Origin of the sequence: Microbacterium esteraromaticum (genome assembly GCF_016907315.1) — a bacterium.
Taxonomy (GTDB): Bacteria; Actinomycetota; Actinomycetes; order Actinomycetales; family Microbacteriaceae; genus Microbacterium; species Microbacterium esteraromaticum.
The window spans coordinates 673,244-694,889 of the sequence record NZ_JAFBBS010000001.1 but is presented as its reverse complement, the minus strand read 5'-3'; the positions used below and the strand labels follow the sequence as shown (position 1 = coordinate 694,889).

22 protein-coding genes and 1 tRNA gene are annotated in these 21,646 nt (G+C 68.5%); 16 read left to right on the top strand and 7 right to left on the bottom strand.

The window, feature by feature from the left end; genetic code table 11:
* Positions 1-45: 45 nt before the first annotated feature.
* The 4 genes from JOE67_RS03445 (at position 46) to JOE67_RS03430 (ending at position 3,396) form a co-directional block, all read left to right on the top strand.
* A complete protein-coding gene (locus tag JOE67_RS03445; RefSeq protein WP_204974158.1) occupies positions 46-594 on the top strand; it encodes a MarR family winged helix-turn-helix transcriptional regulator in 549 nt (182 codons plus the stop codon).
* A gap of 72 nt (positions 595-666) precedes the next feature.
* Positions 667-1,575: a MetQ/NlpA family ABC transporter substrate-binding protein gene (locus tag JOE67_RS03440; protein ID WP_204974157.1), complete on the top strand. Its 909-nt coding sequence runs from the start codon at positions 667-669 to the stop codon at positions 1,573-1,575.
* Between the two features lie 118 nt (positions 1,576-1,693).
* On the top strand, positions 1,694-2,737 hold the full coding sequence (locus JOE67_RS03435; RefSeq protein ID WP_204974156.1) for a methionine ABC transporter ATP-binding protein: 1,044 nt from the start codon (positions 1,694-1,696) through the stop codon (positions 2,735-2,737).
* Positions 2,737-3,396 carry a methionine ABC transporter permease gene (locus tag JOE67_RS03430; protein ID WP_204974155.1) on the top strand — a complete coding sequence of 220 codons (660 nt, stop codon included), beginning with the start codon at positions 2,737-2,739 and terminating at the stop codon, positions 3,394-3,396. The genes JOE67_RS03435 and JOE67_RS03430 overlap by 1 nt, the downstream gene beginning before the upstream one ends.
* Here JOE67_RS03430 and JOE67_RS03425 read toward each other — a convergent pair.
* Positions 3,383-4,324 carry a pseudouridine synthase gene (locus JOE67_RS03425; protein ID WP_204976646.1) on the bottom strand — a complete coding sequence of 314 codons (942 nt, stop codon included), beginning with the start codon at positions 4,322-4,324 and terminating at the stop codon, positions 3,383-3,385. The genes JOE67_RS03430 and JOE67_RS03425 overlap by 14 nt on opposite strands.
* Before the next feature lie 16 nt (positions 4,325-4,340).
* Complete coding sequence (locus JOE67_RS03420) at positions 4,341-4,835, bottom strand: MarR family winged helix-turn-helix transcriptional regulator (protein ID WP_204974154.1); 495 nt, start codon at positions 4,833-4,835, stop codon at positions 4,341-4,343.
* 112 nt (positions 4,836-4,947) lie between these two features.
* Between JOE67_RS03420 and JOE67_RS03415 the strand changes: the two genes are divergently transcribed.
* The 6 genes from JOE67_RS03415 to JOE67_RS03390 all read left to right on the top strand — a co-directional run bounded on the left by JOE67_RS03415 (position 4,948) and on the right by JOE67_RS03390 (position 10,470).
* A tRNA-Gln gene (locus JOE67_RS03415) sits at positions 4,948-5,019 on the top strand.
* A gap of 1 nt (position 5,020) precedes the next feature.
* A complete protein-coding gene (glmU, locus tag JOE67_RS03410) occupies positions 5,021-6,451 on the top strand; it encodes a bifunctional UDP-N-acetylglucosamine diphosphorylase/glucosamine-1-phosphate N-acetyltransferase GlmU (RefSeq protein ID WP_204974153.1) in 1,431 nt (476 codons plus the stop codon).
* Positions 6,452-6,460: 9 nt separating this feature from the next.
* The gene (locus JOE67_RS03405) at positions 6,461-7,495 is read left to right on the top strand and encodes a ribose-phosphate diphosphokinase (RefSeq protein ID WP_204974152.1); all 1,035 of its coding nucleotides are present in this window, start codon (positions 6,461-6,463) and stop codon (positions 7,493-7,495) included.
* Positions 7,496-7,559: 64 nt separating this feature from the next.
* The gene (locus JOE67_RS03400) at positions 7,560-8,003 is read left to right on the top strand and encodes an FMN-binding protein (protein ID WP_204974151.1); all 444 of its coding nucleotides are present in this window, start codon (positions 7,560-7,562) and stop codon (positions 8,001-8,003) included.
* A 6-nt stretch (positions 8,004-8,009) separates the two neighbouring features.
* A complete protein-coding gene (locus JOE67_RS03395) occupies positions 8,010-8,915 on the top strand; it encodes an FAD:protein FMN transferase (protein ID WP_204974150.1) in 906 nt (301 codons plus the stop codon).
* A 4-nt stretch (positions 8,916-8,919) separates the two neighbouring features.
* Complete coding sequence (locus tag JOE67_RS03390) at positions 8,920-10,470, top strand: ferredoxin--NADP reductase (protein ID WP_420827631.1); 1,551 nt, start codon at positions 8,920-8,922, stop codon at positions 10,468-10,470.
* On the opposite strand, the gene JOE67_RS03385 is transcribed toward JOE67_RS03390, so the two are convergent.
* The 3 genes from JOE67_RS03385 to JOE67_RS03375 are packed head-to-tail and all read right to left on the bottom strand — an operon-like array spanning position 10,464 to position 13,555.
* Positions 10,464-11,999, bottom strand: a complete 1,536-nt coding sequence (locus JOE67_RS03385) for a sensor histidine kinase (RefSeq protein WP_204974148.1) — start codon at positions 11,997-11,999, stop codon at positions 10,464-10,466. The two genes, JOE67_RS03390 and JOE67_RS03385, sit on opposite strands and share 7 nt — an antisense overlap.
* 3 nt (positions 12,000-12,002) lie before the next feature.
* Entirely contained in the window at positions 12,003-12,731 is a 729-nt protein-coding gene (locus tag JOE67_RS03380; RefSeq protein ID WP_204974147.1) for a response regulator transcription factor, read from the bottom strand.
* Between the two features lie 44 nt (positions 12,732-12,775).
* The gene (locus JOE67_RS03375; RefSeq protein ID WP_204974146.1) at positions 12,776-13,555 is read right to left on the bottom strand and encodes a FadR/GntR family transcriptional regulator; all 780 of its coding nucleotides are present in this window, start codon (positions 13,553-13,555) and stop codon (positions 12,776-12,778) included.
* A gap of 133 nt (positions 13,556-13,688) precedes the next feature.
* On the opposite strand from JOE67_RS03375, the gene JOE67_RS03370 reads away from it, so the two are divergent.
* The 6 genes from JOE67_RS03370 (at position 13,689) to manD (ending at position 19,801) form a co-directional block, all read left to right on the top strand.
* A complete protein-coding gene (locus JOE67_RS03370) occupies positions 13,689-14,999 on the top strand; it encodes an ABC transporter substrate-binding protein (RefSeq protein WP_338041482.1) in 1,311 nt (436 codons plus the stop codon).
* A gap of 61 nt (positions 15,000-15,060) precedes the next feature.
* A complete protein-coding gene (locus JOE67_RS03365) occupies positions 15,061-15,987 on the top strand; it encodes a carbohydrate ABC transporter permease (protein ID WP_239527964.1) in 927 nt (308 codons plus the stop codon).
* Positions 15,984-16,865: a carbohydrate ABC transporter permease gene (locus JOE67_RS03360; protein ID WP_204974145.1), complete on the top strand. Its 882-nt coding sequence runs from the start codon at positions 15,984-15,986 to the stop codon at positions 16,863-16,865. Before JOE67_RS03365 ends, JOE67_RS03360 begins: the two co-directional genes overlap by 4 nt.
* 2 nt (positions 16,866-16,867) lie before the next feature.
* Positions 16,868-17,395 carry a gluconokinase gene (locus JOE67_RS03355; protein ID WP_204974144.1) on the top strand — a complete coding sequence of 176 codons (528 nt, stop codon included), beginning with the start codon at positions 16,868-16,870 and terminating at the stop codon, positions 17,393-17,395.
* Positions 17,392-18,540 (top strand): galactonate dehydratase, encoded by a 1,149-nt coding sequence (dgoD, locus tag JOE67_RS03350; RefSeq protein ID WP_204974143.1) that lies wholly within the window; start codon positions 17,392-17,394, stop codon positions 18,538-18,540. Before JOE67_RS03355 ends, dgoD begins: the two co-directional genes overlap by 4 nt.
* Before the next feature lie 22 nt (positions 18,541-18,562).
* Positions 18,563-19,801 (top strand): D-mannonate dehydratase ManD, encoded by a 1,239-nt coding sequence (gene manD / locus JOE67_RS03345; protein WP_204974142.1) that lies wholly within the window; start codon positions 18,563-18,565, stop codon positions 19,799-19,801.
* Positions 19,802-19,875: 74 nt separating this feature from the next.
* Here the strand turns inward: manD and gndA are convergent, their stop codons facing one another.
* A complete protein-coding gene (gndA, locus tag JOE67_RS03340) occupies positions 19,876-21,324 on the bottom strand; it encodes an NADP-dependent phosphogluconate dehydrogenase (RefSeq protein WP_204974141.1) in 1,449 nt (482 codons plus the stop codon).
* 130 nt (positions 21,325-21,454) lie between these two features.
* The gene (locus JOE67_RS15615) at positions 21,455-21,580 is read right to left on the bottom strand and encodes a hypothetical protein (RefSeq protein WP_274606813.1); all 126 of its coding nucleotides are present in this window, start codon (positions 21,578-21,580) and stop codon (positions 21,455-21,457) included.
* Positions 21,581-21,646 lie beyond the last annotated feature (66 nt).

Here is a 21,646-nt window from a genome sequence, read left to right as displayed (position 1 = left end):
AGCTTTCAACTAGAGAAATATCCAGACGCCACCTAAAATCAATCCATGCCTCAGGAGAAGCCGAGTCAGGCCCGGATCGTCATGCACGATCCGCGCCTGAACGACCCGGCGCAGGAGATCGTGCGCACCGGCGATCTCGCCGCGGGCGAATTGGAGAGCGTCCTGGAAGTGCTCGACGCGATGCGTCGCTGGCGCGAGGCCGAGCGCGAGACGAGCGAGGCCTCGCAGAAGTACATGAAGCTCGGCGCGAGCGATATGCGCGCGCTGCGCATGCTCATAGCCGCCGGCAACCAGAACGTCCCGATCACGCCGAGCGCCATGGCCGGTCATCTGGGCATCTCGGCGGCGTCGACCACCAAGCTCCTCGACCGCCTCGAACGGGGCGGCCACATCGTGCGGCTCGCGCACCCCGACGATCGCCGCAGCCTCGTCATCCAGGTGACGGAGCACACTCGGCTCGCCGCCCGTGCCACGGTGGGCCGGGAGCACGCCAGGCGCTTCGACGTGGTCGCCGCGCTCGCTCCCGAGCAGCGCCGTGTCATCGCCGACTTCTTCGACGCGATGGCCGCGACGGCTCAGCGTGACGCTGTGTGACGATGCGATTCTGAGCCCCAGGCCCTCCCCGCGTACGTTTTCGGAGTCCCCCACGAGAGGAAGAACCCGAAAATGTCCCGCCGCTTCACCACCCTCGCCGCCGCAGCCGCAGCGGTCGCCCTCGTCGCCGGCCTCGCAGGCTGCGCCTCCGCCGACGCCGACGCCGACAAGCCCGCCTCCGGTGCGGACGGCGATGTCATCAAGATCGGCGTGGTCGGCAAGAGCGACCCCCAGTGGCCGGCATTCGAGAAGGCTGCCGAGGCCGCGGGCATCGACATCGAGCTCGTCGACTTCGGCTCCTACGAGCTCCCCAACCCGGCGCTGACCGAGGGCGAGATCGACCTCAACCAGTTCCAGCACGTGATCTACCTGGCGCAGTACAACCAGGCATCCGGTGAGGACCTGGCCGCGATCGGCTCCACGCAGACCTACCCGCTCGGGCTGTACTCGTCGAAGTACGACGATGTGAAGGACATCGAGAAGGGCGAGACCGTCGCCGTCCCGGACGACGCGTCGAACCAGGCCCGCGGCCTGCTCGTGCTCCAGTCGGCGGGCCTCATCGAGCTCAAGGACGGCGGATCGCCGTTCTCCGACCTCAACGACGTCGACGAGGCGAAGTCGAAGGTCAAGGTCACCGCCCTCGAAGCCGCGCTCACGCCCGAGGCTCTGCCCGATGTCGCCGCGGCGATCATCAACAACGACTTCGTCGAGCAGGCCGGTCTCACGTTCGACGACGCGCTCTTCACCGACGACGCCTCGGACCCTGCCGCTGCGCCATACGTCAACATCTTCGCCTCGCGCGCCGAGGACGTCGACAACAAGACGTACCTGAAGCTGATCGAGATCTTCCAGACCGACGAGGCGGTCCAGAAGGGCCTCTCGGAGTCGTCGGGTGGAACCGGCGTCACGGTCCAGCTCCCGCAGGCCGACCTCGAGAAGACGCTGGCGAAGGTCCAGAAGGACGTCGCTGACAACAGCTGATCCAGGTGGGTCTGAGAGAATCGGGCGGCGCGATCTGCGCCGCCCGATTCTCCGCGTCGCACGACATCCGCCTGTCCCCGCTCGCATCCAGCACCCACCCGAAGCCGGAGTGAAACCCATGCCCATCGTCTCGCTCGAGAACGTGTCGAAGCGATACCCGTCCCCGCAGCGCGCGGGAGACCAGGTCATCGCCGTCGACGACGTCACCCTGCACATCGAGAAGGGAGACGTGTACGGGATCATCGGGTACTCCGGCGCGGGCAAATCCACTCTCGTGCGCCTGATCAACGCTCTCGAGCCCGCGACCGCCGGCCGGATCACGGTCGGCGACATCGAGATCACCTCTCTCGGCGAGCGCAGGCTGCGCGAGGTGCGCAGCGGCATCGGCATGATCTTCCAGCAGTTCAACCTCTTCTCGGCGAAGACGGTCAGGGCGAACATCGCGTACCCCCTCAAGCTCGCCGGCTGGTCGAAGGCCGACATCGACGCGAGGGTCACCGAGCTGCTCTCGTTCGTCGGCCTGAGCGACAAGGCGCGGTCGTACCCCGAGCAGCTCTCTGGCGGGCAGAAGCAGCGCGTCGGGATCGCCCGCGCGCTCGCCACCCGGCCCGCGATCCTGCTCGCCGACGAGGCGACCAGCGCGCTCGATCCCGAGACGACGCACGAGGTGCTCGCACTGCTCAAGCGCGTCAACGAAGAGCAGGGCGTGACGATCATCGTGATCACCCACGAGATGGACGTGATCCAGACCATCGCGACGAAGGTCGCGGTGATGGACCGCGGTCGCGTCATCGAGCACGGTGACGTCTTCGACGTGTTCTCCGCGCCCCGGCATCCGGCTTCGCAGCGTTTCGTCGGAACTGTGGTCAAGGGCATCCCGTCGCCGTCCGAGAGAGCGGTGCTGCGCGAGCGGCACAGCGGACGTCTGGTGACGTTCTCGTTCCGCGACGGAGGCCCTTCTCAGGCGCAGCTCTTCGTCGACCTCGCCGACGCCGGTCTCGACTTCGAGCTCGTGTACGGCGGCATCAACGACATCCGAGGGCGCGCCTTCGGACATCTGACCCTCGCGATCCGAGGAGACGGGCAGCGCATCGACGCGGCGCTCGCACGCATCGCCGAACAGGTCGAAGTGACCGACATCGACCGGGAGGAGGAGCGCTGATGGATCGTCTCATCGAGCTCTCGCCGGAGTTCTGGCAGGCAGCGGTCGAGACGCTGTACATGGTGTCGCTGACGCTGCTGTTCGGTGGCATCCTCGGCGGGCTGATCGGCGTCGGCCTCTACCTGACCCGACCGGGCGGGATGCTGCAGAACCGGCCGGTGTCGTTCCTGCTCAACCTGTTCATCAACTTCTTCCGCCCGATCCCGTTCGTGATCCTCATCACCGTGCTGATCCCGTTCTCGCGCCTGGTCGTGGGCAGCGGCATCGGCACGAACGCGGCGATCGTCGCGCTCGTCGTCGCATCGATGTTCGCGATCGGCCGGATCGTCGAGCAGCACCTGGTCGGCGTGTCACCCGGCGTGATCGAGGCGGCGCGAGCGATGGGCGCCGGTCCCTGGCGCACGCTGTTCACGGTCGTGATCCCCGAGGCGCTCGGCCCGCTGGTGCTCGGCTACACCTTCGTGATCGTCGCACTGATCGACATGACGGCGATGGCCGGCTACATCGGCGCGGGCGGCCTGGGCAACTTCGCGCTCACCTACGGGCGTCGTCAGTTCGAGCCCGTGGTGATGTGGGCGGCCGTGCTGCTCATCGTCGTTTTCGTGCACCTGGCGCAGACGCTGGGTACCTGGCTCGCCAGGCGGATCATGCGCCGATAGGCGCGAAGCGCAGGGTGCGCCGGGTGGTGAACTCGCGCGGCGCGCCGCTGAGCGGGTCGGTGAACCGCAGCTCGCGCGCGAGCAGCTGCAGCGGTCTGTCGAAGTCGTCCGGCGCCTCGGGCAGCAGGTCGGGATAGAAGCCGTCGTTCAGGATGCCCGCGCCGAGAGCTGCGAGATGCACCCGGAGCTGATGCATGCGCCCCGAGTGCGGGCGCAGCAGCGTGTGCACGACCTGGTCGTCGAAGCCTCGCAGCTCGATGAGGGTCTCGGAATTGGGCTCACGGGTGTCGTCGACCTTCACGCACACGTGCGCGCGCAGCTTCTCGATGTGGTTGCGGTGGACGATGGGAAACGGGTGACCGGCGAGAGCAGGGGAAGCCGGATCCCACCCCGAGGGAAGCGCCGAGACCGCCTCGTACACCTTCTCGACCTGCCGGCGCTCGAACAGCAGCTGGTAGGCCCCGCGGGTCTCGGGCCGGGTCGAGAACATCAGTAGCCCGGCGGTCGCCCGGTCGAGCCGGTGGATCGGGGTCAGCTCCGGAATGCCGAGCAGATTGCGCAGCCGGACCAGCGCCGAGTTCTGCAGGTACTTGCCGCCGGGCGTGGTCGGCAGGAAGTGCGGCTTGTCGGCGACGACCAGGTCGCGGTCGTGATGCAGCACCTCGATCTCGAAGGGGATCTCCCGCTCGACCGGCGGCTCGCGGTAGTACCAGACGAACTCGTGTGCCCCGAGGGGGGTCTCGCGGCCCAGCGGCGTGCCGTCGCGAGCGACGATCTCACCGCGGTCGAACCGGGCCAGCAGTCGCTCGGGCTCGAGGTGGAAGAAGCGCTCGGCCATGTATGCGCCGACCGTCGCCCAGGGGCCGGCCATCGGCAGGTGCAGCCGTGTCGCCCCGACGCCGTCGCGCACCGGCAGGGGCGATGCCATCGCCATCAGGAATCCATCACGAATCGAAGCTCAGGCTGAGCTTGCGCAGCAGGCCGGCGAGCCGCTCGCGGTCGGCGCGGGGCAGGGCGCGCAGCAGCACCGCCTCGGCGTCGACGAGGCGGGTGATCGCCGCATCCACTCGGACCCGTCCGTCATCGGTCAGGGTCACCAGCACACTGCGGCCGTCCTGCGGATCCGCCTCGCGGCGGACGAAGCGACGACCCACGAGACGATCGATGCGATTGGTCATGGTGCCGCTCGAGACGAGGGTCTGCTGCAGCAGCTGCTTTGGGGAGAGCTGGAAGGGTGCGCCCGCTCGGCGCAGCGCCGACAGCACGTCCCACTCCCACGGCTCGATGTCGCTGCGGCGGAACACGTCTCGCCGCGCGCGGTCGAGATGTCGCGACAGCCGGTCCATGCGTGAGAGCACCTCGAGCGGTGAGAAGTCCAGGTCGGGACGCTGGGTGTTCCAGGCGCCGACGATCCGGTCGACCTCATCCGCCTCGCTCATCCGTCCATTATCGCGTGCTGGCGCCGGCGGCCGATCCCGCTCGGCGGGGGCGTCAGGTGCGCCGTGGCAGAATTGACGAGCGGTCGCCGTCTCGGACGGCACAAGACCGTGGTCCGCCGTGGTGTAACGGCAGCACGACAGCCTTTGGAGCTGTGAGGTTCAGGTTCGAATCCTGGCGGCGGAGCATGACGCAGAACAATCTCGCCATCGTCGTGCTCGCCGCAGGGCAGGGCACGCGCATGAAGTCCCGTCGTCCGAAGGTGCTGCATGAGATCGCCGGGCGCCCGCTCGTCGGCCACGTGCTCACCACCGCGCGCTCGCTCGGTGCCGCGCACATCGAGGTCGTCGTCAGGCACGAGCGCGAGCAGGTCGTGAGCGCCCTCGCGGCCGACTATCCCGACGCGGTCTTCGTCGATCAGGACGACGTGCCTGGCACTGGTCGCGCGGTGCAGGTCGCGATCGATGCGCTGCCTGCCGACTTCGACGGAGACGTGCTCGTCCTCTCGGGCGACTGCCCGCTCGCCGACGCCGACACGCTCTCGGCCTTCCTCGACGAGCACCGCGCCTCGGGTGCACCGGCGACCCTGATGACCGCTGTGGTCGACGACCCGACCGGGTACGGCCGAGTGATCCGCGACGCCGACGGGGGCGTCGACCGGATCGTCGAGCAGAAGGATGCCAGCGAGGACGAAGCCGCGGTCAGCGAGATCAACGCGGGCATGTACGTCTTCCGTTCAGAGACGCTGCGTCGCTACCTGCCTGAGATCGGCGTCGACAACGCGCAGGGCGAGATGTACCTCACCGATGTGCCTGGCCTGCTTCGTCGCGACGGCGACCGCGTGGCGGCATCCGTCGTCTCCGACGTCTCCGTCACCTTCGGCGTCAACGACCGCGCTCAGCTCGCGCTCGTCGGACGCCTGCTCAACCAGCGCATCGTTCGTCGCTGGCAGCGCGAGGGCGTCACGATCGTCGACCCCGAGACCACGTGGATCGACGACGACGCGAAGCTCTCCGCCGATGTCACGATCCTGCCGAACACCCAGATCCTGCGTGCCACGGTCATCGCCGCCGGCGCGACGGTCGGCCCCGACACCACGCTGGTCGACTGCGAGGTCGGCGAGGACGCCGTGGTCAAGCGCACCGACGCGAACCTCGCGGTCATCGGGGCGAACGCGACCGTGGGCCCCTTCTCGTTCCTGCGTCCAGGCACCGTGCTCGGCGCGGGCGGCAAGATCGGCGCCTACGTCGAGACCAAGAACGCCGAGATCGGCGAGGGCAGCAAGGTGCCCCACCTGTCTTATGTGGGCGATGCCACGATCGGCCGCGGCGTGAACCTCGGCGCCAGTACGATCACCGCGAACTACGACGACGTGAGCAAGCACCGCACCGTGGTGGGCGACGAGGTGCACACCGGCTCGCACACGGTGCTGGTCGCGCCCGTTAGGCTGGGAGCTGGTGCGAAGACCGGTGCCGGCGCCGTCGTCCGCAAGGACGTCCCCGCGGGTGCGCTGGCTATGAGCGTCGCCCCCCAGAGGAACATCGACGGGTGGGTCGAGAAGAACCGAGCAGGCACGGGGGCAGCGGACGCTGCCGCCCGGGAACGATCAGCAGAATAGGCGACTGGCATGGGGCGCAAGAAGAAGACGGCTGCACTCGACCGTGAGAAGGGCGTCGCACCCGGACTCATCGCGAAGACGAAGAAGCGGCTGGTCGTCGCGGGCGGACGCTCGCATCCCGAGCTGACAGCGGCCGTCGCCGCGGCTCTCGGCCAGGAGGTCGCTCCCGTCGAGCACCGCACCTTCGCCTCGGGTGAGATCTACGCCCGGTTCGAGGTCTCGATCCGCGGCTGCGACCTGTTCATCGTGCAGTCGTTCGGCGAGCCGGTGAACGAGTGGCTGATGGAGACGCTGATCATGCTCGACGCGGCCAAGCGCGCGTCGGCCAAGCGGATCACCGTCGTCGCGCCGTACTACCCGTACTCACGTCAGGACAAGAAGGGTCGTGGCCGCGAGCCGATCTCGGCCCGTCTCGTCGCGGACATGCTCAAGGTCGCCGGTGCTGATCGCGTGATGAGCGTCGACCTGCACGCCGCGCAGATCCAGGGCTTCTTCGACGGACCAGTCGACCACCTCTTCGCCAAGCCCGTGCTGCTCGAGCACTTCGAGGGAACCCTCACCGCGGAAGACCGCGAGACGCTCACGATCGTGTCGCCCGACATGGGCCGCGTGCGCGTCGCCGACACCTGGTCCGACAGCCTCGGTGCGCCGCTCGCGATCATCCACAAGCGCCGCGATCCGAAGGTCGCCAACCAGGTCTCGGTGCACGAGATCGTCGGAACCGTCGACGACCGCACCTGCCTCCTCGTCGACGACATGATCGACACAGGCGGCACCATCGTCAAGGCCGCCCAGGCGCTCAAGGCGAACGGTGCCCGCAAGGTGATCGTCGCCGCGACGCACGCCGTGTTCAGCGATCCGGCATCCGAGCGCCTGCAGGACGCGGCGATCGACCAGGTCGTCATCACCGACACCATCCCGCTCACCGAATCGCGTCGCTGGGAGGGGCTCACGATCCTGCCGATCGCGCCGCTGCTGGCGACCGCGATCCGCCAGGTCTTCGAGGACGGCTCGGTCACGAGCATGTTCGGCGGAGACGCCTGAGCCTCTGGCTGGATGCATATCGGGCATCCGGAATCCTCATAGCCGGATGCCCGAAGCTGGAGGCATGAACCAGCATCCCGTCGCCCGTACCGGAACCGCTCTGCTCGGCATCGCCGGCGCCCTCGTGCTCGCGGGATGCTCCGGCGCAGCAGACGCCGAGACAGGCGACGCGGCTCCGGGTACGTCGAGCGACGTGACAGCGCCGTACGCCGACGGCACGTATACGGCCGAAGGGTCGTATCAGACGCCCGAGACGGTCGAGACGATCGAGGTGGCCCTCACGATCGCCGATGATGCGGTCAGCGATGTCACGGTGGTCGGCGACCCGATCGCCCCCGAGTCGAAGAACTACCAGGGGCAGTTCATCGCGGGCATCTCGGACGAGATCGTCGGAGTGAAGGTCGACGATCTGGACGTCGACCGCGTTGCCGGGTCCTCGCTGACCAGCGAGGGCTTCGACCAGGCGCTCGCGAAGATCAAGGACGAGGCCGCCGCCGCGGCCGAGTGAGACGGCATGCACGCCTGGCGGTTCGACGCCATCGGGACGCGCTGGGAGATCGAGACCGCCGAATCGCTCGGCGACGGCGATCGCGCCCGGATCCAGAGCATCATCGGCTCTTTCGACGAGACCTGGTCTCGTTTCAGAGACGACTCGGTCGTCTCCGCGCTGCGGGAGCGAGGCGGATCCGCGCCGCTCGATCCGGATGCTGCCGCCGACGCCCAGGCGATGCTCGACGTCTACCGTGAGCTGGATCTCGCGACGCACGGCGCGGTGAACCCGCTGATCGGCGCGGCGCTCGAGGCGCTCGGCTACGACGCCGCGCTGAGCCTGCAGGCCGGCCCCGCGCTGCAGGCGCCCGGCGACTGGCGGACCCGACTGCGCGCTGACGCCGGTGCGCTGGTGCTGGAGGGTGCGGCCGTCATCGATGTCGGCGCGGTCGGCAAGGGCCGGCTGGTCGACCTGATCAGCGACGCGCTCGAAGGCAACGCCGGGCGGGTCACCGTCGACGGCAGCGGCGACCTGCGCGTACGGGGCGGCACGGCTCGGGTCGCGTTGGAGCACCCGTATGACCCGGCCTTTGCGATCGGAGTGGTGGAGGTGGCGGATGCCGCACTCTGCGCCTCCGGTGTCACGCGTCGCTCGTGGGCCGGCGGGCTGCATCACGTGCTCGACGGACGCACGGGCCTGCCGGTGCGCACCTGGGCTGCGACCTGGGCGCTCGCGGGCGACGCACTGCACGCGGATGCCGTCGCCACGGCGCTGTTCTTCGACGGGGGCCCGCCGCTCGCCGATCGCTGGGGCGTCGAATGGGTGAGGATGTCGACGGACGGGCGCGTGGAACGTTCTGCCGGTTTCCCCGGTGAGGTGTTCACCGCGGGCGGTGGGCGGCGCCAGGGCGGCGAGGATGCGGAAGAGTAGAACGGTGATCACTGCGTTTCTCGCCATGCGGCAGCGGGTGCTGGCCGTGCTCGGCGCCATCTCGATGTACCGTCTCGTGCTCTTCGCTCTCGCCGCGCTGGCGGTGATCGCCCTCGGACTCTCGCTCGCCGGTCTCGTCGGGCCCTCAGCGGGCGAGATCCTCGCGTCGTTCGCGGTGCTGTCAGTGGCGATCTCCGTGGTCGACGCGATCGCGCAGCGCGCGCTGCGACTGCCGTGGCGCATCGAGTCATCGCTTGTCACCGCGCTGATCCTGCTCTTCGTGCTGCAGCCGTCGCTGACGCTCCCCGGGCTCGGCGGCACGGCGCTCGCCGGAGTGCTCGCCAGCCTGTCGAAGTACCTCATCGCGTGGCGGGGGCGCCACATCGTCAACCCGGCTGCCTTCGGCGCCGCGGTCGTGACGATCCTGGGGCTGGGCACGTTCTCGGCGTGGTGGGTCGGCACGCCCTGGCTGTCGCCGTTCGTCGCGCTGTTCGGCCTGGTGGTGCTGTGGCGCACCGAGAAGGTGCGACTCGTGCTCGTCTTCCTGATCGTGGTCGTCGTGGTCTCGGTGGTGCGCCAGGTCGTGCAGGCGCAGACGTTCGGCGTGCCGTTCGACGCGGGCGATGCCCTCGTCGGCGCGATCACGCAGACCCCGTATCTGTTCCTGGGCGCGTTCATGCTGTCAGAGCCACTGACCCTGCCGCCTCGGCGGTGGCAGCAGTTCAGCGTCGCGGCGCTTGTCGGCGTGCTCGCCGGCTGGCCGATCGCGATCGGCACGCTGTTCACGCTCGGACAGGAGCGCGCGCTGCTGATCGGCAACCTGCTCGCCTTCGCCTTCGCGCTGCGCGGCTCGGTGCGCCTCGTGCTCACGAAGCGAGAGTTCATCACGCCCACCGCGCAGGAACTCACCTTCCGAGCCAAGGGCCGGGTGCGATTCATCGCCGGACAGTACGTCGAGCTGGAGGTGCCGCACCGCAATCCGGATGCCCGTGGCACTCGTCGCGAGTTCAGCATCGTGTCCGCTCCTGCCGACCTCCCGACGCTGCGCATCGCCTACAAGGACGGCGATCAGAAGCACCCCTCCAGCTACAAGCGAGCGCTCAAGGCCGCTGAGCCGGGAGCGGTGCTGGCGGTCACGGGCACCTGGGGGGACTTCGTGCTGCCGCGCGGCGCGTCACCTGTGCTCATGGTCGCCGCGGGTATCGGCGTGACACCGTTCGTGTCGCAGCTGCGGCAGCTGCAGGCCACCGGCGTGACGCGCGATGTCGTGCTGGTCTACGTGGCGTCGGAGGCCGCGGAGCTCGCCTTCCGCGACGAGCTCGCCGCGACCGGTGCGCGAACGATCGTGTTCACGCGCGACGAACCGGCCGACCTGCCCGCGCACTGGACCTGGGCGCAGGGCATCCGCCTTGATGCCGAGGGCCTGCAGCGCGTCGTGCCCGACCTGGCGAGCCGTCACGCGTTCATCTCAGGACCGCCGCGGCTCATCGCCGATCTGGCACCGGCGCTGCAGAAGGCGCGCGGCGTCACCACCGACGCGTTCGCCGGCTACTGAGTCTGCGGCCCTGGCCACCCTGCGTCGTCGGCCTGCTCGGGCGCGAGCGGCTCCCGCGCGCCGGCGGCGCGCGGCAGGCGCACGGTGAAGGCCGTGTCGCCGGGCTCGCTCTCGACGGTGATGGTGCCGCCGTGGCCCTCGACGATCGCCTTGGCGATCGCGAGCCCCAGCCCCGTGCCGCCGGTCTGCCGTGCGCGGGAGACATCGCCGCGGGCGAAGCGGGCGAAGAGCTCTTCGCGCACGGCTGGGTCGATGCCTGGCCCGTCGTCGTGCACGCGCAGCTCGGCGCCGGCCGGGGTGGCCGATACCGAGAGCGTGATCGTCGTGCCCTCTGGGGTGTGGGTGCGCGCGTTCGCGAGCAGATTGCCGACGACCTGGTGCAGGCGTCCCACGTCGCCGGTTACGGTGATGGGTTCGCCCGGGGTCTCCAGCTTCCAGTGATGGCCGGGGGCGGTGGGCTGCGCATCGGCGAGCGCCTCGACGGCGAGCTGTGAGAGGTCGACCTCGCCGTGCACGAGCTCGGCCCCCTCGTCGAGGCGGGCGAGCAGCAGAAGATCCTCGACGAGCCGGGTCATGCGCAGCGACTGCGCCTGGATGCGCTCCAGCGCCGAGGTCGTGTCCTCGACCGCGGGCGCGTCCTGCGACTGCCTGAGAGCGCGCAGCGACAGCTCGGAGTACCCGCGGATGGATGCCAGCGGTGTGCGCAGCTCGTGACTGGCGTCTGCGACGAATCGGCGCATGCGCTCCTCGTTGCGCTGGCGCGCCGCGAGCGACGAATCGACATGGTCGAGCAGCGTGTTCAGCGCCACGCCCACCCTGCCCACCTCGGTGCGGGGGTCGGCCTCGTAGTCGGGCACACGTTCGGTGATGCTCACCTCGCCGCGGTCGAGTGGCTGCCCGGCGACTCTCGATGCGGTGGCGGCGACGGCGCGCAGCGGTCGCAGCCCCATGCTGATGGTGAGCGCGGTCGTCAGCGCCAGCAGGATGAGCCCGCCGAGGGTCGCGAGAGCGATCACGGTGAACAGCGAGGTCATGGTGCGCTGCACCTCGGCCCGGGGGAGCCCGGTGATGACCACCACGTCGTTCTCCGTGCGATCGACCGTCACGCGGTACGAGCCGAAGTCGGGAAGGACGACGGTCGCGGATTTCGAGTCGTGCAGCGCCGAGGTGAGGGTGAGCAGGTCGCCTGCCGGGAGGCTCCGGCGGGTGTCGGGTGTCGCGATGACGCCCGAGGCGGCGGCGCTCGGCGGCAGCACGGCCACCAGCAGGCTGCCGTCGGAGACGATGCCGCCCTGGATCGCGGTCTCGGCCGTCAGCACCTCGCCGCGCAGCGCCGCCCGCTGCGCACGGTCGGTGACCAGCGCGGTCGTGACGTTCGACGTCGCGTCGAGCTGCTCCTGCAGGCCGTCTTCCAGCGTCTTGCCGAGCGTGGCGCTGGTGATGATGGCGACGATCACCAGGATGAGCGAGACGAACCCGATCACCGCGGCCATCAGCCGCGCCTGCAGGCTGAGGGGGTGGGGGAGCATGGGCTACTGCGGTGCTTTGATCATGTAGCCGACGCCACGCACGGTGTGCAGCAGGGGAGTGCGCCCCGCATCGATCTTCTTGCGCAGGTACGAGATGTAGAGCTCGACCACCGATGACTTGCCGCCGAAATCGTAGCTCCACACGCGGTCGAGGATCTGCGCCTTCGACAGCACGCGCCGCTCGTTGCGCATGAGGAAGCGCAGCAGCTCGAACTCGGTCGCCGTCAGCTCGATCTCGTCGTCGCCGCGCATGACCTCATGACTGTCCTCGTTCAGCGACAGGTCGGCCACGCGCAGGATGGACTGCTCGTCGTCTGCGTGGACCTGGCCTGAGCGGCGGATGACCGCGCGCAGCCGTGCGATCACCTCCTCGAGGCTGAACGGCTTCGTGACGTAGTCGTCGCCGCCGGCGGTGAGCCCGGCGATGCGGTCGGCGACGGCGTCTTTCGCGGTGAGGAAGACCACCGGCACGAGATTGCCCGACTCGCGCAGCCGACGCAGCACGCTCATGCCGTCCAGGTCGGGCATCATGACGTCGAGCACCAGGGCATCCGGCTCGAAGTCGCGCGCGACCTGCAGGGCCTCGAGGCCCGATGCGGCCGTGCGCACCTCCCAGCCCTCCATGCGCAGCGCCATGGCGAGCAGGTCGGTGAGCATCGGCTCGTCGTCGACGGCGAGGATGCGCAGCGGAGTTCCGTCAGGTCGACGCAGTTCGGGGTGCTCGGTGCTCATGAGGCCATTCTCGGGTGCGTTTCATCGAGAATCCATAGGTTTTGCTATGAGCGCTCTGAGTCCGGGTCGGTCGAGGGCAGCTCTGTGGCCTGCTGCTCCCATATCGAGCGCATCTCGTTCATGGTCCGCTCCATGATCGCGATCATCGCCGAAGCGGCCTTCTCAGCGTTGCCGGCCTGGATCGCGGTCGCTATGTCGACGTGCATCTGCAGCGCCTCGTGCGCGGGATACTGCGGCATGAGCCCATAGTGGGTGCGGCCGGAGAGCACTTCATCGACGAGGTGATGCATCTTGGCGAACATCTCATTGCCGCTCATCTCGAGCACCAGCGCGTGGAACTCGCGGTCCAGCTGCAGGAATCCCTCGGTGTCGCCCTTGCGGCCTGCGGCCCAGAGCCTGCCGGAGAGCCCGACGAGCTCGCTGGCCTGGTTGAGGGGCGCGCGCAGGGCGGCGAGCCGAGCGGCCGCCGGCTCGATGGCTCCGCGGAGCTCGGTCAGCGAGCGCAGCTGCGCGACTCGACTGGGGCCCGCCAGGCGCCACCGGATCACCTGGAGGTCGTAGACGTTCCACTGGGCGAGTGGCTGCACCCGCACGCCCACGCGTCTCTTCGACACGACCAGGCCGAGGGCCTCGAGGGCGCGCAAGGCCTCTCTGACCACCGGCCGTGAGACCTGAAAGCGGCCCTCCACCGACTCCGTGGTGAACGTGGACTCGGGGCCGATGGCGCCCGAGCAGATCTCGCGGCCGAGGGTGTCGAGCACGAGATTGCGCAGATCGCCGGTCACGGCGAGCGGCACGTGCGGCGGGGTCAGAGGCGACGGCATGTGTAGAGCATATCTTTTAGGCAACGAGGGTTGAATTGTCATACTTTTGGCGGTTATCGTGTCGATAGGGCAGATGTAACCCCGCATCTGAACAGTGCCGCAGCGAGGGAGCCCGGCACAGGATGGAGTCACAGTGAAGTACGGATCCAAGCCCGCCCGCGTGATCGCGGCGGCAAGTATCGCGATGGTGGCAGGAGCGCTGGCAAGCTGCAGCTCCGCACCAGAGGTCGACCCGGAGGCCGGTATCGAGGGTCAGACCATCAGAGTCACTCTCGCCAACCACGTCTGGACCGAGAGCATCAAGGAGCTCATCCCGGAGTTCGAGAAGGAGACCGGCGCGAAGGTCGAGATCACCCAGCTCGCCGAGGATCAGCTCTCCGACCAGTACAACGTCAAGCTCAACGCCGGAACCGACGAAATCGACGTGATGATGTACCGGCCGCTGCAGGAGGGCAAGCTCTTCGCAGACAACGGCTACCTCGCCGACCTCACCGACCTCGCGGAGGGAGACAAGGAGTGGGACTGGTCCGACTTCCAGAAGGGCCCGGCCGAGCTGACGACGTACGATGACGAGATCGTCGGCGTGCCGATCATCACCGAGCGCACCGTGCTCTACTACCGCAAGGACCTGCTCGAGAAGGCCGGTCTCGAGGTGCCGACCACGCTCGAGGAGCTGGATGCGGCCGCGGCCAAGATCCACGAGCAGAACCCCGACATCGCCGGATACATCGGTCGAACCGGCAAGTCCGCGGCGGTCACCCAGTTCAGCGCCTTCCTCTTCAGCTTCGGCGGCAAGTGGATCACCGACGACGGAGAGTCCGCGATCGACAGCGACGAGGCGCGCGACGCGTACAAGTTCTACGGCGACCTCATCCGCACGCACACCAGCGCGACGATCAACCCCGAGATGAGCTGGCCCGAGGCCTTCGCCGTGTTCCAGCAGGGCAAGGCCGCGTTCATCGCAGACGCGGACAGCCTGTACAAGAACATGACCGATCCGTCGCAGTCGACCGTCGCAGACAACGTCGGATTCGCGGCGTTCCCGGCCGGCGACGCGGGCGCGAAGCCCTACAACATCGCATCGTGGGGCCTGGCGATCAACGACGCCACCGAGAAGAAGGACGCCGCCTGGCAGTTCATCGAGTGGGCCACCTCGAAGCAGACGATGCTCGAGATGTCGAAGCTGGGCGTCTCCGGATCGCGCACCTCGGTCTGGGATGACGCGGATGCCACGGCCGACTACCCCGACGAGCTGATCGAGGCCATCAAGGTCAACGGCGAGAACGGTGTCGGCCAGGATCGCCCCCTTGTCATCCAGGTCGCGCAGGCGCGTGAGATCGTCGGCGACCCCATCGTCACCGCCATCGCCGGCGGCGACGTCGACGCGGCCGTCGACACGGCGGCCAAGGCCTTCGACGAGTTCCTCGCGGAAGACGCCGAATAACGATCCGATCCCGCACCGCCCCGCCGTCGCGGGGCGGTGCGGACCGACCTTTGGACGCATCATGACCGCATCCCCGACCGTTCCCGAGGTGGGCGCGCGCGAGCGCTTCAGCCGCTGGGCCGACCGCCACCGCAAATGGGTCCTCGCCGGCCCGTCGATGGTCTTCACCCTGCTGATGCTCGCCATCCCGCTGGGATGGACCATCTACCTCGGCTTCACCGATTCGAAGCGCTCCGTCCGTCGCGACTTCGACTTCATCGGCTTCGAGAACTACGCGGAGGCGCTGACCGACACCGAGCGCTTCTGGCCCTCGGTGGGCCGCACGGTGTACTTCACGGCCGGCGCCCTCTTCTTCGAGCTCATCCTCGGCATGATCATCGCCCTTCTGCTCTGGAAGCCGTTCCGGGGCCAGGGCGTGGTCCGCACGATCGTGCTGCTGCCCCTCGTCGCCACCCCCGTCGCCGTTGGCATGATGTGGCGCCTGCTGTTCGAGCCCAACATCGGCTTCGTCAACGAGATGCTCTCGTGGGTCGGCATCGCACCGCAGCCCTGGCTCGCCGACCCCGCCACCTCGCTGTCCACCCTGATATTCGTCGACGTCTGGCAGTGGACGCCGATGGTCGCCCTCATCCTGCTCGCCGGTCTCACCGGACTGCCCGAGGAGACCCAGGAGGCGGCCCGCGTCGACGGCGCGAACGCATGGCAGCGCTTCTGGTTCGTCACCGTTCCGCTGATGCGTCCCGTCATCATCGCGGCCGTGCTGCTGCGCGGAATCGACGCGCTGAAGACGTTCGACATCCTCTACGCCACCAAGGGCAAGGGCGGCGGGTCTTCGCACGACGTCGAGACCCTGAACGTCTACGCGTACGGCCTGAGCTTCGACTACAACGAGTACGGCCTCGCCTCGGCGGTGCTGATCCTCTTCTTCCTCATCATCCTCGCTGTCATCTGGGTGCTGCAGATGCAGAGAAAGGGCCGGGAGTCATGACCTCCGCCACCCACACCCGCGCACTGGTCGCGCCTGGACCCGCGCCGCTGATCCGTCGCCGCAAGTTCCGCTGGGGCTCGGTCGGTCGCTTCGTCGGCCTCGCCCTCATCGTGCTCGCCTTCCTCGGCCCCATCGTGTGGATGGTGCTCGCGAGCTTCAAGCTCAATGTGCAGATCTACGACGCCAGCCAGGCGCTGCTGTTCGAGCCCACTCTGCAGAACTACGACACGGTGTTCGACCCGAGCCGCGGCAACTACCTCGTCTACATCTGGAACTCGTTCTTCGTCGCGTTCATGGCGACGGGGCTCTCGCTGCTGCTCGCGGTGCCGGCCGCGTATGCGATGAGCCGGTTCCTCATGAACCGCTCAGCGCTGGTCGTGCTGCTGGCCCGCATCATCCCCGGCGTCAGCCTGCTGGTGCCGTGGTACTTCATCTTCGCCCAGCTGAAGATGACCGGCGGCTACCTGCCGCTGATCCTGTCGCACATGTTCGTGTCGCTGCCGCTGATCCTCTACATCATGATGTCGTTCTTCGACCAGCTCCCCGAAGAGCTCGAGGAGTCGGCGCAGGTCGACGGGCTCACAGCGATCGGCGCGTTCTACCGCATCACGCTGCCGCTGTCCGTGCCCGGCATCGCGACCGCGACGATCCTGTCGTTCATCTTCTCGTGGAACAACTTCATGTTCGCGCTGGTGCTGGCCGGGCAGTCGACCAAGACCCTGCCCGTGGCGATCTTCGACTTCATCGGGTACGCCTCGATCGACTGGGGCGCCCTGATGGCGGCATCCGTCGTCGTCACCACCCCGATCATGCTGATCGCGCTGTTCACCCAGCGCTACATCGTCTCCGGCCTGACCGCCGGCGCGACGAAGGGATGACCATGTCGCACAGATCACCCGTCGCGATCGTCGTCATGGGCGTGCAGGGCATCGGCAAGACCACCACGGGACGGATGCTCGCCACCCGCCTCGGGGTGCCGTTCATCGATGGCGACAGCCTGCACCCCGCCCGCAACGTCGCGCTGATGGCCGCCGGAACACCGCTCGACGACGCCGACCGCGAGCCGTGGCTGCGGCTCGTCGGCGACACCATCGCCGCGCACGCCGCCACGGGCGGAGCCGTCGTCGCCTGCTCGGCGCTCAAGCGGGCGTACCGCGACACGCTGCGCGCCCATGCGCCTTCGCTGTACATCGTCGAGCCGTGGGGGCCCATCGAGCTGATCGCCTCGCGCATCGCGGCGCGCAGCCACGAGTACATGCCTCCGACTCTGCTGCAATCGCAGTACGACACGCTCGAGCCCCTCGAGCCAGACGAGCGGGGCATCCAGGTGAGCGTCGAGCAGAGCCCCGACGACGTGGTCGAGCAGATCCTCGCCGACTACCTCGCAGACACGGGGGAGGCGGCGTGAGCGCCATCGCGAGGGTTGAGGCGCTGCCGGTCGCGCCTCGCTGGCTGTTCGTGAGGATCGAGACCGACGACGGCCTCGTCGGCTGGGGAGAGGGTTCGCTCGAGGGGTACGCAGACGTCGTCGCGGCCGCCGTCGTCCAGTTCGCCGCCTACCTCGTCGGCAAGGACCCCGACCGCATCGAGGACCACTGGCAGGTGCTCACCAAGGGGCAGTTCTACCGTGGGGGCGCCGTGCTGGCCAGTGCGGTCGCCGGCATAGACCAGGCGCTGTGGGACCTCAAGGGCAAGCGCCTCGGGGTGCCAGTGCACGATCTGCTCGGCGGCGCCGTGCGCGATCGCATCCGTGCCTACGGCTGGGTCGGAGGCGACGACCCCGACGAGGTCGCCGATCACATCTCCGCGCAGGTGGCCGTCGGGCTCACCGCCGTGAAGATGAACGCCTCGGGCCGGATGAGCAGGAACGGCTCCGTCGCCGAGCTCGACCGCGTCGTGGCCAGGGTGGCCAGCGCCCGCGAGGTGCTCGGTCCTGATCGCGACGTGGCAGTCGACCTTCACGGACGCTTCACGATCGCGACGGCCCGCAGACTCGCGCCGCTGCTCGAGCCCCTGCATCCGTTCTTCCTGGAAGAGCCTGTCGTGCCCGAGAACACGCACATGATCGAGCGGATCGTGGAATCGACCAGCATCCCGATCGCGACGGGGGAGCGGCTGTACTCGCGCCAGGAGTTCATCCCGTCGCTGCAGGCAGGCGTCGCCATCCTCCAGCCCGATCTGTCGCATGCCGGCGGCATCTCAGAGGTGCGGCGCATCGCCGCCATGGCGGAGGCCTTCGATGCGATGATCGCCCCGCACTGCCCGCTTGGTCCCATCGCGCTGGCGTCGTGCCTTCAGGTGGCTTTCGCCTCGCCGAACCACCTGATCCAGGAGCAGTCGATCGGGATCCATTACAACCAGGGCGCGGAGGTGCTCGACTACGTGGTCGACACCGAGCCGCTGCGCTTCGTCGACGGCTGCTTCGAGCGCCTGACCGCGCCTGGACTCGGGATCGAGGTCGACGAGAGCGCGGTCCGCGACGCGGCATCGCGCTGGCAGCCATGGCAGAACCCCCTCTGGCGTCATCCCGACGGATCGGCGGCGGAGTGGTGAACGAACGAGAGGACAATCTGCAGTGATCATCGACAAGGCCGAGGTGATCGTCACCAGCCCCGACCGCAACTTCGTCACGCTCAAGCTGACGACGGACGACGGTCTGACGGGACTGGGCGACGCCACCCTCAACGGACGCGAGATGGCCGTCGTGTCCTACCTGACCGAACACGTCGTCCCGCTGCTCATCGGCCGGGACGCGCATCGCATCGAGGACACCTGGCAGTTCCTCTACCGCTCGGCGTACTGGCGCCGCGGGCCGGTCACGATGGCGGCCATCGCCGCCGTCGACGTCGCGCTGTGGGACATCAAGGCGAAGGCCGCGGGGATGCCGCTGTACCAGCTGCTGGGCGGAGCGAGCCGCACGGGCCTGCTCGCCTACGGGCACGCCTCGGGAAAGTCGCTGCCCGAGCTCTTCGACAGCGTCCGCAGCCACCTGGATCAGGGCTATCGCGCGATCCGCATCCAGACGGGTGTCCCGGGTCTGAAGTCGATCTACGGGATCGCCTCGAACGCGACCTTCGAGGCGAACGCCGGCACTCGGTACGACCACGAGCCAGCCCAGCGCGGCGCCTACCCGTCCGAAGAGGACTGGGACACCCGCAGCTACCTGCGGCACGTGCCGACCGTCTTCGAGGCCGTTCGGAACGAATTCGGTCCCGAGCTGCCGCTGCTGCACGACGGTCACCACAGGATGACCCCGATCCAGGCCGCGCAACTGGGCAAGTCGCTCGAGCCCTACGACCTGTTCTGGCTCGAGGACTGCACGCCCGCCGAGAACCAGGAGGCACTCCGTCTGGTTCGCCAGCACACCACGACCCCGCTGGCGATCGGCGAGATCTTCAACACCGTCTGGGACTACCAGCAGATCATCCGCGAGCAGCTGATCGACTACGTGCGCAGCGCCGTCACGCACACCGGGGGCATCAGCCACCTCCGACGCGTGCTCGACTATGCGGCGCAGTACCAGATCCGGTCCGGCATGCACGGCCCGACCGACATCTCACCGGTCGGGATGGCAGCGGCCATGCACCTCGGCCTGGCGATCCACAACTTCGGCATCCAGGAGTACATGCAGCACGGCAGCAGGACGAACGCCGTCTTCCAGCAGTCGTTCACCTGGCAGGGCGGAATGCTGCACCCCGGCGACGAGCCCGGCTTGGGGGTGCAGCTCGACCTCGACGAGGCGGGGAAGTACCCGTACCAGCAGGCCTACCTGCCGTACAACCGTCTCGCCGACGGCACCGTGCACGATTGGTGAGCTGACGCAGAGCAGAAGGGGGCCGCGGCGATGCCGCGGCCCCCTTCTGCTGAGCGCGTGGCGCAGCTCGCTGCTCAGTGCGTGTCGACCGCCGGGATCTCGGTGCGGTCGCCCGACCACAGAGTGTGGAAGGTGCCGTCCTTGTCGATACGACGGTAGGTGTGCGCGCCGAAGAAGTCGCGCTGTCCCTGCACGAGCGCTGCGGGCAGGCGGTCTGCACGGATGCCGTCGTAGTACGACAGCGAGGACGAGAACGCCGGGGCAGGGATGCCGGCCTGAGCCGCCGCGATGACGACGCGGCGCCACGAGGCCTGACCGCGCGAAAGAGCCTCGGCGAAGTACGGTGCGGTGAGCAGCGCGGGCAGATCGGGCTCGCCCGCATAGGCCTCGGCGATGCGGTTCAGGAACTGGGCGCGGATGATGCATCCCGCGCGCCAGATCTTGGAGACGGCGCCGAGGTCGATCGTCCAGCCGTACTCGACAGCGCCGGCGCGGATCTCGTCGAAGCCCTGGCTGTACGCGACGATCTTCGACGCGTACAGCGCCAGGCGCACGTCCTCGATGAAGGCGTCGGCGTCGTCGACGACGAAGTCGCCCTCGGGGCCGGGGAGGTGGGCGGCGACGGCGCGCTGCTCGGGGTGAGATGAGAGGGAGCGCGCGAAGGTCGCCTCGGCGATGCCCGACACAGGAACGCCGAGAGCGAGAGCCGTCTGCACGGTCCATGCGCCGGTGCCCTTGGCGCCGGCCTGGTCGACGATCACGTCGACCAGCGGCTGGCCCGTCTCGGCATCGATCTGGCGCAGCACCTCGGCGGTGATCTCGATCAGGTACGACTCCAGCTCGCCGGTGTTCCACTCGGCGAAGATGTCGGCGATCTCGGCGGGCGACTTGCCCGTGCCGCGACGGATCAGGTCATAGGCCTCGGCGATGAGCTGCATGTCGGCGTACTCGATGCCGTTGTGCACCATCTTCACGAAGTGGCCGGCGCCGCCGTGGCCGACGTGCGTCACGCAGGGCTCGCCCTCGGCGACCGCGGCGATCGACTCGAGGATGGGACCCAGGGTCACCCACGACTCGTCCGAGCCGCCAGGCATGATGCTCGGGCCGAGCAGTGCCCCCTCTTCGCCGCCCGAGATGCCCGCACCGACGAAGTTGATGCCGGTCTCGCGAACCGCCTGCTCGCGGCGGATCGTGTCGGGGAAGTAGGCGTTGCCGCCGTCGACGATGATGTCACCTGGTTCGAAGACACGCACCAGCTCGTCGATGACGGCGTCGGTGCCGAGTCCCGCCTTGACCATGATGATCGCGGTGCGCGGCTTCTGCAGCGAAGCGGCGAACTCCTCGTACGAGAAGGTCGGCACGAAGCCCGCCTCCGGATGCAGCGACACGAGCTCGTCGGTCTTCGCCCGCGAGCGGTTCAGGACCGCCACCGTGTTGCCCTCGCGGCTGGCGAGGTTGCGGGCCAGGTTCGAACCCATGACGGCGAGTCCGACGACTCCGATGTTGGCTGCGGCTGTGGGCACAGGGATCTCCTCGAGTGATGAAGGGGTGATCCCACAGTATCGGTGCCGGACGGTCGCGAACCGTTCGTTTCATCGGCTCGTGCGGGCGATCGGCCCCGGGCGCAGTGAGCCGGGCGTGCCGGCCGTGCGGTCAGTCCTTGCGGTAGCCGGAGCGTCCCATCGAGAACATCGCGGCGAACGACGACACGACGCCGCAGACGGCGATCGCGCCGATGATCCAGAGGACGACGTGCGAGAGGAAGGCGGCATCGAGCATGCTCACAGCCTACCGACCTTTCGGGTACCATGGAGGAGTTCCTCGGCGAGGGAGCGCGTTCATGCG